Annotated in this window: 11 protein-coding genes; 8 read left to right on the forward strand and 3 right to left on the reverse strand. The window is 53.8% G+C overall.

Annotation, left to right across the window (positions count from 1 at the left end; translation table 11 throughout):
• Window positions 1-217 precede the first annotated feature (217 nt).
• The 3 genes from Pla100_RS25950 to Pla100_RS25960 all read left to right on the forward strand — a co-directional run bounded on the left by Pla100_RS25950 (window position 218) and on the right by Pla100_RS25960 (window position 2,829).
• A complete protein-coding gene (locus Pla100_RS25950) occupies window positions 218-1,117 on the forward strand; it encodes an alpha/beta hydrolase (protein ID WP_146581535.1) in 900 nt (299 codons plus the stop codon).
• A gap of 76 nt (window positions 1,118-1,193) precedes the next feature.
• Window positions 1,194-2,198 carry an alpha/beta hydrolase gene (locus Pla100_RS25955; RefSeq protein WP_146581537.1) on the forward strand — a complete coding sequence of 335 codons (1,005 nt, stop codon included), beginning with the start codon at window positions 1,194-1,196 and terminating at the stop codon, window positions 2,196-2,198.
• 37 nt (window positions 2,199-2,235) lie between these two features.
• Window positions 2,236-2,829 carry a glycosyl hydrolase family 28-related protein gene (locus Pla100_RS25960; protein WP_197168240.1) on the forward strand — a complete coding sequence of 198 codons (594 nt, stop codon included), beginning with the start codon at window positions 2,236-2,238 and terminating at the stop codon, window positions 2,827-2,829.
• Here the strand turns inward: Pla100_RS25960 and Pla100_RS25965 are convergent.
• Window positions 2,819-3,862, reverse strand: a complete 1,044-nt coding sequence (locus tag Pla100_RS25965; RefSeq protein WP_231603613.1) for a sensor histidine kinase — start codon at window positions 3,860-3,862, stop codon at window positions 2,819-2,821. The two genes, Pla100_RS25960 and Pla100_RS25965, sit on opposite strands and share 11 nt — an antisense overlap.
• A gap of 35 nt (window positions 3,863-3,897) precedes the next feature.
• A complete protein-coding gene (locus Pla100_RS25970) occupies window positions 3,898-4,599 on the reverse strand; it encodes a response regulator transcription factor (RefSeq protein WP_146581542.1) in 702 nt (233 codons plus the stop codon).
• Between the two features lie 178 nt (window positions 4,600-4,777).
• On the opposite strand from Pla100_RS25970, the gene Pla100_RS25975 reads away from it, so the two are divergent.
• The 3 genes from Pla100_RS25975 to Pla100_RS25985 all read left to right on the forward strand — a co-directional run bounded on the left by Pla100_RS25975 (window position 4,778) and on the right by Pla100_RS25985 (window position 7,892).
• Entirely contained in the window at window positions 4,778-5,056 is a 279-nt protein-coding gene (locus tag Pla100_RS25975) for a hypothetical protein (RefSeq protein WP_146581544.1), read from the forward strand.
• Between the two features lie 65 nt (window positions 5,057-5,121).
• On the forward strand, window positions 5,122-6,087 hold the full coding sequence (gene msrP / locus Pla100_RS25980; RefSeq protein ID WP_146581546.1) for a protein-methionine-sulfoxide reductase catalytic subunit MsrP: 966 nt from the start codon (window positions 5,122-5,124) through the stop codon (window positions 6,085-6,087).
• Window positions 6,087-7,892 (forward strand): 2Fe-2S iron-sulfur cluster-binding protein, encoded by a 1,806-nt coding sequence (locus Pla100_RS25985; protein WP_146581548.1) that lies wholly within the window; start codon window positions 6,087-6,089, stop codon window positions 7,890-7,892. The genes msrP and Pla100_RS25985 overlap by 1 nt, the downstream gene beginning before the upstream one ends.
• Window positions 7,893-8,024: 132 nt before the next feature.
• Here Pla100_RS25985 and Pla100_RS25990 read toward each other — a convergent pair whose 3' ends face one another.
• On the reverse strand, window positions 8,025-9,332 hold the full coding sequence (locus tag Pla100_RS25990; RefSeq protein WP_146581550.1) for a hypothetical protein: 1,308 nt from the start codon (window positions 9,330-9,332) through the stop codon (window positions 8,025-8,027).
• Window positions 9,333-9,777: 445 nt separating this feature from the next.
• On the opposite strand from Pla100_RS25990, the gene Pla100_RS25995 reads away from it, so the two are divergent.
• Window positions 9,778-11,601: a hypothetical protein gene (locus tag Pla100_RS25995; RefSeq protein WP_146581552.1), complete on the forward strand. Its 1,824-nt coding sequence runs from the start codon at window positions 9,778-9,780 to the stop codon at window positions 11,599-11,601.
• A 39-nt stretch (window positions 11,602-11,640) separates the two neighbouring features.
• Complete coding sequence (locus tag Pla100_RS26000) at window positions 11,641-12,867, forward strand: hypothetical protein (RefSeq protein WP_146581554.1); 1,227 nt, start codon at window positions 11,641-11,643, stop codon at window positions 12,865-12,867.
• Window positions 12,868-12,879 lie beyond the last annotated feature (12 nt).

A 12,879-nucleotide genomic window follows, 5' to 3' on the forward strand; every position in this document is an offset into this window, starting at 1 on the left:
GCGTTCACTCGAAACCCTCGTTTGCGTGCGTGGATTGAAGTCTTAGTAACCTGCAATACACGCGTAAAACGCCGAGGGTTTTCGAGTTTTCTAAATAAATCGCAAATCAAGCTTCGCTTGATTGAGGGCTAGTGCTCTGCGGCTCATCCTAGATTCGAATTGGAATAATGCACTAGACTCTGGACTCGGCACCCGAACTCGCAACAGAAAACTCATCATGAAATTACCTACCACGATGGCCGTCGCGGCCATCTTCTTATCTTCAGTCCCTGTCACGGCGCAATCGACACATCACAGTGTCGTCTACGACGCCAAAACATTGCCGAGCAAAATCTTTTCCGGCAGTCGAAATTACGCGGTGTACCTGCCGCCGGGTTATGAAACCTCGAATCGAAGTTACCCCGTTCTGTATCTGTTGCACGGATCAGGTGACGACCAAACCGGATGGGTTCAATTTGGTGAAGTGCAACACATCGCCGACAAAGCCATCGCGGAGGGACTGGCAACACCGATGGTGATCGTGATGCCAGATGCCCACACCGGGCACCGAGGTTATTTCAACGATATCCGCGGCGATTGGAATTACGAGGATTTTTTCTTTGAAGAGTTCGTACCATTCATTGAAAAGACGTATCGAGTCAAAACGGAAAAGCGTTATCGAGCCGTCGCGGGTCTATCTATGGGCGGTGGCGGATCGTACATGTACGCGCTGCATCATCCAGAAATGTTTTCGTCGTCTTGCCCCTTGAGTGCGTTCGTCGGACCGCTTGATTTAGAGGATGCTAGAAAACGCTTCAACCGACCGCGACCTAACGAGCCGGACGTTGAATTGCCACCGGTGACGGACGATCAAATTGTCGAATATCTGAAGCGACACAACGCCCTGCAGTTGATCGAAACGATGCCTGTTGAAGACCTCAAGAGCGTTCGTTGGTACATCGATTGTGGCGACGATGACTTTTTGTACGAGGGGAATTCGCTGGTACACATTGCAATGCGAAAACGCGACGTACCGCACGAGTATCGAGTCCGCGACGGCGGACATCGTTGGAGCTATTGGCGGTCTGCTCTGCCGAGCGTACTCAGTTTTGTGTCGGAAGGTTTTCACCAAAACTAGCCGGTTTGAACCGTTTCAAGAAGCACATCGTTTACAATGCTAACTCGGGAACATTCCCCCATCTCTGGAGCAAGTCATGACACTCAACAGTGCCGCCATTGCCGCGATGATCATTCTGTCAGCGACGGTCGCTATGGCGGAGCCACCGCAAACCGGTCGTCGCATTTCCTTGGATGAGAAATCGCGCCGCGAAGATGCCAGACGCGAAGATACCAGACGACCGGGGCAACGTTTCGGCGACAACGCACCTGATGATGTCAAGGTGCTGCGGGACGTTGTCTTTGGGACCGGAGGCGGCCGCGACTTGACGATGCATGTCGTGCTGCCTGAAAAGGCGGCATCGCAGCCGGCCCCCGCGTACGTATGGATTCATGGCGGCGGCTGGCAAGGAGGTAGCAAGGACGGCGGCGTGCGACAGGTCATCGCGCTCGTGCGTGAGGGCTTCGTGGGAGCGACGATCGAGTACCGGCTCACCGGCGAATCCGCGTTTCCAGCACAAATCGAAGACTGCAAATGCGCCATCCGATACCTGCGTGCCCACGCGAAAAAATACAACATCGATCCCGATCGCATTGCGGTCGGAGGCAGTTCCGCAGGCGGGCATTTGGTCGCGCTACTGGGGACGTCCGGGAATGTCGAAGGGCTGGAGGGCGATGGCGGTTGGGCGGAGCAATCGAGCGCCGTCCAAGCAGTCGTCGATCTATACGGGCCGACTGATTTCAAAGCGTTCGTGACGACCAAAGGCTTCGAAGGACACAATCGAGACGGTTCGCCCGAGTCCAAACTATTGGGAGGAGGTGAGGTGGTAGGAAACATTGATGGGATCCGCCGCGTCAATCCGATCACCTACGTCGACTCTGCCGATCCACCGTTTCTTATCATTCATGGCACCGCCGATAGAACCGTCCCTTTGAACCAAAGCGAATTGATGCATGCGGCACTTCAAAAGGCCAAGGTCAGCAGTCGCCTTCATATCATCGAAGGGGCGGGCCACCGTGGCCCAGCGTTTTCGGAACGGGAGATTCGCGAGATGCAAGTTCAATTTCTGATCAGCGCATTGGCAGCGAAAACACAGCGTTAAGCTAACCGTAATGGAAGACAACACCTTGGAAGCGACCGTGAATCCGATGGAAAATGATCGTACGTGTCGACGTTGGCTGACTCTTGTATGGTTCGTTTGCGTCGTGGCTGGTTTGGTCACGCAAACGCGAACGTCACCGGCCGATGAGTCGATCGTTCGGCAGATAGGTGTTGGCGATGGGGTTACCGACGACACTTCCGCCATTCAGCGGGCCGTTGATGCTTCCATTGGCGAGTTGCATTTTCGTGCGGGCACTTATCGAATCACTCGTCCGATCGTCATCGAGCTTGCCAAAGTTGGGCGAACGTCGATCCGTGGTGGCGGAGTGGCGATCACCGGCTGCACCATTCAACATACCCATGACGCACCAAACTCGGCGAACATTCGCATTCTCGGAAGAAGTCGTCCCGTTCAGCAAACCGACGAACCGCGACACGGCAATATTACGATCGCCAACAATGTCACGCATGTACGATCCTCGACTTTCATCCGTGTGGTCTACTATCATGCGGGGTACGTGATTTCGCCAGGCAGTGGCGTGAGCGAATTGAATGCTCAAGGTGACACCTCCGTTTTCTCCCGGTTACTTCAACCAACTGATTCTGCTGGCGAGGCAATGATCAATGTTTGATAGAATTCAATTCTGGCAATTCAAACCAGAAGGTTGCTCGCTTTTCGTCAGTTTGATATCCCACGCTGCCGTCATGTGCACGAATAAGCTCACGCACGATTGCCAGTCCTAATCCGGCACCCCCGTATTCGCGTGACCGAGATTTCTCAGCTCGCTGAAAGCGTTCAAAAAGCGGCAACGCGGGGGGAGGTGGGTTGTCGCAGTCGTTCTCGATGGCAACCCGACGAATTCGATCCCGCTGAATGACTCGGATCCGGATCCGACCGTTGCGAGGCGTATAGTGAAGCGTATTGTCAAGTAAGTTAGTGAGAACCTGGGTTAAACGCGAACGATCGGCAAATACCTGACACTGGGAGTCCGACTCGGTCGACAAAGCAATTCCCATGGAATCGAATCGAGGCTCAAATCGCAGCAGCACGCTCGCTATCAACTCGTTAAGATCGACCACTTCCGGATTGAGGTCCTGAATTGATTCCGCTCTGGTCAGCTGAAATAGCTCATCCACGAGCCGAACCAGTCGCATCGTTTCCTCCAACAGCGACGCGAAAATTTGCGGATCAGGATCGAAAACCTGATCATGTAGTCCCTCGAGGAATCCTCGGATATTGGTAAGAGGCGTTCGAAGTTCATGCGCCACATCGCTGATGAACTCGCGTCGTCTCGACTCGGCTGACTGTAGGTCATCGGCCATGCGGTTGAAGGCAACGCATAAGTCATCGATCTCGGCGCAACCCTTCACTTCGGTCGAATGGCGAAAGTCTCCCTGCGCGACGCGGCTTGCCGATTCCACCAATCGACCGATCGGGGCCACTAATCGGGCATTGAGCCAAGAATTCATGACCGATGCCACCAAGAATCCTGCGGTACCTGCCAACAGCAAATAGTGGTCAACGGCTTTGAGAAACATCCGATGGGTTTCCTCGGCATCAATATGATACTGCTGCACCAGCGCCATGAAATAGTTCGATGCCAGCCAATGCACCGAAGCGGCAATTAACGCCAACATGACTCCAACGGAGCATACATGAATCAAGAAAAGCTTCCAAATAAGACGCAGTGGCATTGAACTCAGCCTTCCGAACGATCGGTGAAATGGTAGCCAATTCCTCGAACTGTATGAATGAACTTCGGGCAGTTAGGGTCATCGCCGATTTTATTTCGAAGTTTCCCGATATGAACATCAACAACACGATCGACGACAGACTCGCCATTGGGATATAGCATTCTGAGCAATTCGCATCGCATAAAAATTCGGCCTGGTGAATTGATCAGGGTTTGTAACAATCTCAATTCTATCGGTGTCAAAGAGATTGATGCGCCGTCGAGAGTCACACGGCGTTTTGATTCGTCAAACTCGAGTCCCGCGTGGCAGATCAGGTGATCCGAATGACTCTCTGATCGCCATGATGAACGTCGCAGCAATGCTTTGACTCGCGCCATCAACTCACGCGGGCTAAAGGGTTTGCTCAGGTAATCGTCACCGCCAAGCTCTAAGCCTAGGATGCGATCAAGTTCGTCATCACGGGCGGTCAGGAAAAGGATCGGTGTTTGAGCGGTTTTTCGGACTTCCGTGCAAACCGACCAACCGTCAAGGATTGGCAACATCACGTCAAGAATAATCAGCCGCGGAGCCGACTCGCGAACCATCGTGAGCGCAGACTCGCCATCGAAAGCACAGATCGGTGTGTAGCCATCACGCACCAGGTAACGCACGATGAGATCAGATGTTTTGGGGTGGTCCTCGGCGACTAATATGACGTTGTTTTTCATAGGTCCATTATCACAAGTATCAAGAATCTAGCAATGAGCAGGAATTTGATCGAGATCTTTACACAATCGTTGCGCAAACGATGTCGGTGTGCAAAAAAGCCTTGCTAATATCCACGCCATCTGACGCTCAACAGCGTCCCCGTTCAACCCTTCATCGATCAATTCGACAGGAAAAAACATGGCCATAATCCTCCGATTTTCAGCACTCGTAATTCTCGCTCTTTCGACCGGATGTTCCGGAACCACCTCACCAAGCGGCCCAGAATCCTCGATGCAGGGAGAGTCCTCGATGCAGGGAGAGCCCATGATGCAGGGAGAGCCCATGATGCAGGGAGAGCCCATGATGCAGGGTGAGCCCATGATGCAGGGAGAGCCCATGATGCAGGGAGAGTCCTCGATGCAGGGAGAGTCCATGATGAAGGGTGAGCCAATGATGAAGGCCGATAGTGACGAATAAGCGTTCATTTCAAGTAGTCATTATCGAACCGACGGCGGTGATCTATTTTGAGGACAAGTGAATCGATGCAGGACAGAATCACGCCACCGGAGCTTTACTGGAATCGTCGAAAGATCATTCGTGGCGGTATGGCGATCGGCAGCGGCCTAGCTACGGCTGGCTTGTATCGATGGTTGAATCCTTCCGTCAGACCGATGGCCAAGACGGCGGAGATCCGCGGAATCACTGATTCGTCTTACAACGAGGACGAGCGAAAGGCGGCAGGTTTTCTAATTGATGAAGAGCGGACACCCGAGCAAAGTATCCTCACTTACAACAACTTTTACGAGTTCACAACGAATAAAGAGCGTGTGGCGTCTGTCGCGATGAACTTTGACACGAGTGATTGGACACTGCAGGTTGATGGGTTGGTTGATCATCCAACGGCGTTCTCGATTGAGCAATTGCGATCGCTGGCACCTTTGGAGGAACGCGTCTACCGGATGCGGTGTGTGGAAGCTTGGTCAATGGTCATTCCCTGGGTGGGATTTTCGGTCGCACGTCTCCTCGAGGTGGTTCAACCGAAACCAGAGGCAAAATATGTTGCATTCGAAACTCTCTATGATCCGCAACGGATGCCCGGGCAAAAGTCCGATGTGCTCCAGTGGCCTTATGTCGAAGGTCTCCGACTGGACGAGGCGATGCATCCATTGGCGTTCTTGGCCTTGGGTTTGTATGGCAAAGAATTGCCACCGCAGGATGGCGCCCCCATCCGTCTGGTGATTCCATGGAAGTATGGGTTTAAGGGAATCAAGTCCATCGTCAAAATCTCGTTGACCTCGATGGAACCGCCGACCAGTTGGAACCGCTACTCGCCAAGTGAGTATGGCTTTTACGCCAACGTTAATCCGGAGGTTGATCATCCCCGGTGGAGCCAAGCGACGGAACAGCGGATAGGCGAGAGCGGACGTCGAAAAACACTGCTGTTCAACGGCTACGAGGACCAAGTGGCCGACCTGTATACCGGTATGGATTTGCGGGAGAACTTTTAATGAACACTGAAACTGCCCAAACGGCTTTGCCGAGCAAGCAATCGAGAGATCCGCTGGCGATGATTTCGAAAGAAGTGAACGCGGCGATGGGCGACTCATCGTTTCTTCGAGGGGTTGTTATCTTCAATGGATTGATACCCATCATGATTATGCTTGCAGATGCATGGCGTGGCCTTTTGGGTGCCAATGCCGTCAACAACGCACTTCACATCACGGGACTCCTTTCACTTGTATTTTTGTTTCTGTCGCTCGTAGTGACACCACTACGCAAAATAACGGGCTGGAATCAACTGATCAGTGTCCGCCGTTCGTTAGGCTTGTTCGGCTTTTTCTACGCGATATTGCATTTGGCAATTTATATCGTCTTTGATCGTGCGCTCGATCTGGCGAGTACCATCGAAGAAATCTTGAGCCGTGGTTTTCTCCAAGTGGGAAGTGTCGCGGTGCTGTTGATGGTCCCTCTTGCAATCACATCAACCAACGGCATGATTCGACGAATGGGTGCCAAGCGTTGGAAACTGCTCCATCGTCTTGCCTACGCCGTTGTGATTTTAGGGGTGTTACACTTTTACATGTTGGTGAAGTCGGATGTACGACAGCCGATCGCGTTCGCCATTGCTTTAACGCCGTTATTGGGGTTCCGCTTCGTCGACCACTATCGACAAATACGACAGAAAGCAACGAAGGCTATCATCGCTACCGCCACAACCAGTCAAAGCCGACCTCGCCCGCGATTCTGGCGAGGTAATCTTCGAGTAGCACGGATCTTCCAAGAAACCGACCATGTAAAAACGTTTCGATTGGTAACAAGTGACGCTGCTGAGTTTCCGTTTCAACATCAGGCCGGTCAGTACTTGACGATCCAGTTGCCCTGCGACGGCCAATACGTCCGTCGATCGTACACGATCTCGTCTTCGCCCGAACGCTCAGGCTACGTGGAAATTACGGTCAAGCGCGAGGACCATGGAGTCGGGTCACGTCTTCTTCACGATATCGTTTTGGAGGGAGACGAACTGAGTGTCGCCGCACCGGCGGGACGTTTTGTATTTGATGAAAGCAAGTATGACGCGGTGACACTAATTGCAGGCGGTGTTGGAATTACTCCAATGATGTCGATCGCGAGAAGCTTGACGGACCGATCATGGGCCGGAACCATTTATTTCGTGTTTGTTGCGCGTGCCCAAAAAGACTTGATTTTCCGAAGTGAACTGGAGCACTTGGCAAGCAGGTTTCCCAACATACGAATGTTGATCACATTGACAGAATCGGACGAGGACCCTACTTGGCGAGATGCAAGAGGACGACTGAACGCGGTTGGGTTAAAACAATTCTTCGGCGAATCAACCGATCATCCCGCTCTCGTTTGCGGGCCTAAGCAAATGATGATCGCGACATGCGACTTACTTCGCGAAATTGGTCTTCCTGAGGAATTGATTCTCACCGAAGAATTCGTTTCGCCCGAGATTTCCCAGCGAGGTGAGGATGCCAGCTTCATGTTGACGTCCGACCAATCCTCGACCGGTGAGCAATCCTCGATCAGTGAAGCGGTCGTGCATTTTTCATCTTCTGAAGTCGCCACGACCATTTCGGCCGACATGACCTTGCTTGAGGCTGCCGAAGCGGTGGGTATCGAAATACCGTTCGAGTGCCGCTCAGGAATCTGCGGGCAATGCAAGGTGAGATGCGTTGAGGGGGATGTCTACATGCCCGTCACTGACGCATTGTCGCAACAAGAGAGGTTCGATGGCTTCATCCTTGCTTGTCAAGCAAGTCCCAGGACTACGGAAATCCGTATCGATGCTTGATGCAGAAACGATGAAGAGCTCATGGGTGGCAGCTTATCGTCGCTTGATTCAACACACGAGAAAAACACACCTCGCTCAGTCGAACTGAGCGAGGTGCAGAGGTCAGGCAGGGTTCCTCAGGAGCAGCAACTATTAGAAGTTGTGTTGCCATTCGAGGCGGAACAGATCGCTGTACCAACGATCGCTCGTCCAGTTGTGGCCGTAACCAACGTATAGCGAATTTTCACGACCGCTGATTCGCAGGCCGTACTTGCCATTGACGATCGTGTCGCCAGCGGCATCTTCGAGCTGCGATCCGTCGAGCGGTGAATTGACTCCTTGCAAGACCGTCCAAGTCACCAATTCGGTGATCCCGGTAACCGTGATCGGTTGGCTTCGGTCTTGATTGCTCCAGAAATCGACACCCAATCCGACACCGAATCGCATGATGTTTGCATCTTGATCGAGCAAGGCGGTGGAAGTCGAGCCAACTCCCCCGGTGTCGTTGAGTGTCACAGCGTCGAGTGTTTGCCAATCATTGAACTCGGCGAAAAAGGTTGCGACGTCACAGAATCGGCGATCATAAAGAAGGCTGAAATCCATGGTGGTATTACCAGTGCCCAACGCTCGTCGGGCTTCTCCGGTCGGCGTGGTGGTTCGCAATTGGAATGTCAAGTGTTCGTCCGATTTGGCGATCCATCCCCAACGGAAACCCGCCGAGATATCACCGGCACCGGCTTGAGTTCCATCGTCGAACGGCTGCCCAGCATCAAAGTCAATCGGCCCGAGGAAACGGACGGGAACATCCACGAAGATCGAAAATCGATCTCGAAAGGCCAATTCGACATACGTCGAAATCTGTTCAATGTCCACGTTGTTGCCAACGCCGACTCCAACACCTCCGACGGGACCGCGGCCTCCATCATAATCCTGTCCTGTCGCCAAGGTCGGATATAAGAAACCGGCGCGAGCGGGGTTGTTCGCCCCGGTTGCATTGTCGTAACGAACTCGAACGCGGTTGCGAATCACGGCGCTGTCGATATAACCCGGCGTGTTGATCGTGTCAGCGAATGCCAGGGCGGTCGCGCCTCCCCGACCGAAGTTGCTCGCCAATCCGGACGAAAGATTGACATTCGAAGCGGGCGGGGCGTTAAAATCGTTCGCACCTCCAAAGACATCGGTCAGAGGAGCCGGAGCGACGCCAGTCGTGTCATCCGTCATCGGCACTGGGCTTGGCACGCCAGAATCCGTCGGCACGGAATAACTCTCGGAAGGCACGATCGTCGAGGGCAATGGCTCGGTCGACAACCATTCACCCGGTTGGCAGGGGTTGCAGCTCGATGGAGGACAGCAGCCGGAATCATTCGCCGAGGCCAATGAGCATTGGCCCGCGATCAGCAGCCCCAGTGTCGGGGCGATCCAAGCAGCCAATCGCTGCCGCGGGGTGGATTGAGTGAACATTTGACATCCTTATCAATGCGGAAAAACGTCGCGAACATCTCACGCGGCTTTCCATGGGAGTGGTGGAGGAGTTGCCTGTCGGATGGCACCTACGTGTCGATATCACAACACGGATTGGTACGCGGTCTACTCATCGGGTGTGGGACGGCGCTGGATAAAACAAACCTGCCGGAGCCCCCCCAGGTTGCAAAACCCGAAGTCGGCAGTGAACACATGACTAGAAATCCAACATCATTTCCCAAATGAATGTCCGGAAACTCTTCACGAATCGCATCGAAAGTTTAGCTGGTAAACTCCCCCCGCTTGTTTACGATGATGACGGGCGGGGATAGGTTGGATGGGGAATGCCCCACCCGCCGAGTTTGCCAGCCAGCCGAATCTGGCAGAACGTCCAGATGCCATTTTGACCGTGAGCACTCCACCAACGTTTCGAGAAGTGACTGACATGACGACACTCCTTTTGGGCGACCGGGTTCGCCTGGCACCTTTGAAGAAATCCTCTTTTGTCTTGGCCGCGAGCTGGTTCCTGGCCCTTGGTCCGGTGGACGGAACCAACCTGCGGGCTGAATCCACCAAGTCTCTCGCTCAACAAGCCATTGAGTTGATCGAAGACCGGTGTGCGTCATGCCACGATGGGCAAGGACATCCGCTTGATTCGCTCGATCGTGTCAGCTTGACCCGCCACCGCGACGGCGGATTGCCGACTTTCGTCGAGCCCGGCTCATTGGAAAAGTCGTACCTCTGGACACTCGTCGAAGCGGACGTCATGCCCAAGGGCGACAACAAACTCAGCGACGAGGAAAAGACGATTCTGAAAAACTGGATCCTCGAAGGGGCGGATTTCCCCGATTATGGCGGTGGTGAGCGTCAGTACATCAGCGAGTTGGAGATCCTCGAATCGATCCAAAATCATCTGACACAGACTCGGATCGAAGACCGGCCGTTCCTTCGTTACTTCAGCCTTCACGCGTTGGTCAACAACCGTGAACTGACCGACGACAAAATTCGGCTGTCCGCCGCCGCACTGGCCAAGACCATCAACAGTCTCTCGCGGAAGCGCAGCCTGATCTCGCTCATCCCCGTCGACAGCAATCAAACCGTCTTCGCGGTCAACCTTCGTGATCTCGGTTGGGACGAAGATCGTTTCCAGAAATGGCAAGAAATCTTGGCCGCGTATCCTTATGGGATCAAGCCGATTCGCGGAGACGAACAACGTCTATTCACGAACATTCAAGAGATGTATCAGTCGCGTGGATTCTTCGACGGGTTTCCTTACATCCGGGCCGATTGGTTCGTTGCGACCGCGATGCGGCCACCGCTCTACCACAAGTTGCTCGACATTCCGGCCACGTTGACGGAGTTCCAACAAGAGGAAGGCTTCGATCGTCACAGCGATTTCCTTCGCAATCAAATGATCCGCGGCGGCGTTTTGCTCAGCGGGATCTCGTACCAACCGCGAATTCTGGATTACCACGAGGCCGAGCGGGGAATTTGGATCAGCAGCGATTTCCTAACGCAACCGACTAGCGATCCCGAGCGTGGCAACATCATCCGGTATCCCTTGGGTCCGACGTTCGACAAGAACCCTCATTCGGCCGCCGCATTCGAAGAAGCCGGTGGCGAGATCATCTTCACGCTGCCCAATGGCCTACATGCTTACATGCTTGTCGACGGCAAAGGCAACCGGATCAATTCGGCACCGATCGAGATCGTCGCCGACCGAACGTTGATCAGTGGTACGTCTCAGGTGGTTAATGGAGTCTCGTGCATTTCATGTCACCGTCACGGCATGATCGACTTTGCCGATGAGATTTCCCGCGGACACGGTCAAACCAACCAAGCGGAAATCGCCAAGATCGAAGCGATCTTTCGGCCCGATGACTTGAAGCGTCAACTGAGACGCGATCAGTCGGCTTATTTGCGAACGCTCGAACAAGTCGTCGGACCGCATTTGCAAGTCGGCAAGGACGAGGACACGCCGATCGAGTCGTTCCCCGAACCGGTGACGACGGTCGTGAAGTTGTATCAGCGATCTCTGACGGCGGATCAGGTGGCGTCCGAATTGAGCCTTCAAGAACCGACCTTCTTGAACGAAACGATCAAGAACCAAACCGAACTGATCGCCTTAGGTTTGGGCGTTCTACCCGACGGAGGAACGGTCAAACGAGAGCATTGGGAAGCCAAGGGACGCAACTCCAGTGAATCGGTCTTTCAACGCGTCTCACGCAAGTTCGGCCGCATCCCTGTCACTCGCGTGTCTCTTGATTGAAACCATTCCATTTCGTCCACTCGTGACATCATTCCTATCATGAATCTCTCCACCCTAATTCGATTCGCGCCCCTGGGTTTGTCGCTGGCAATCCTGCTGGGCGGTTTGGCTCCGGTCGCGGGCGCTGCCAACCGAACCGACGAGGTCACCAAGTTGTTGGCCACCGAAGTCGCTCAGTTTCTCAAAAATCATTCGCAAGAGTCCGTTAGCGTCGGGCATTTCGAATCGCCACCGGGCAGCGGCAAGAACTTGCAGATTCAACAACGACTACGTGAGCATCTCAAGGCGATCGACGGCATTACCGTTGTCGACGAATCCGATCCGATTCAGTTGAACTATTGGAGCGTTCGTGGTTCGTACGCCTTTCATAACGAAGGCGACCAGACATTCACACAAGTCACCTTTCGGATCTTTGACGATCAGAACGTCGAGCAACACAGTTTGTCGCCGTTTCCCTTCAAGATCGAAGACACGGCCGACATCGCCGTGATCGCTGCCGCTTCGTTTGACGCAACCGACGTGGTCGACCAAGCGGACAAAAGTAAAAAAGTCGCCGAAAAATTAACTTCCGCGATTGCCAAGCCACAAATCGAAGTCACCGATGGACGCGTCTCGGCGACGGCGGACAGTCCCTACGGCATCGAGTTCTTGGTCAGCGATCAAACATCCGGCCAACCGATCAAGAGCCACTACAAGGCGGCCCCCGAAAGGATCACCAAGAAAACATTTCACATGAAAGACGGAACTCGCGGTTTAGCCGTCGCCGACCTGGGGGCTCGCGAAGTGTACGCGATTCGCTTCTACAACGATTCGGACAAAGATGTCGCCGTGCGGTTGTTCATCGATGGGCTGAGTTCATTTGAATTTTCAGAGATCCAAGCGTATCGTCAACATGATGTGTGGGTTGTGCCGCGACGCAGTTCGGGAACGGTGTACGGTTGGCATCGCACGAACGAGCAAAGCGACTCGTTCGAAGTCGCCCACTTCCCCGACACCGCCGTCGGTCAACGCGATCGCGGCGGCGAGAAGGTGGGAACGATCCAAGCGATGTTCTTCCAAGCTTGGTCTTCCGACGAACCCACACCGGCGGGCGAATATCGATTGAATGCCGAAGCCGACGTGTTGGGTACCAAGCAGGGCGAGGAAATCCAAACCTCCTACCAAGAAATTCATCGTTACATCGGACAAACCCCGGTCTCAAGCATCTGTGTCCGTTACGCTAAACCGATCGACGACTTGCCACCCGGCGGGCCATCAACACCCTAGTGGACGAGAGCA

It is taken from the genome of Neorhodopirellula pilleata (assembly GCF_007859915.1).
GTDB classification, from domain to species: domain Bacteria; phylum Planctomycetota; class Planctomycetia; order Pirellulales; family Pirellulaceae; genus Rhodopirellula; species Rhodopirellula pilleata.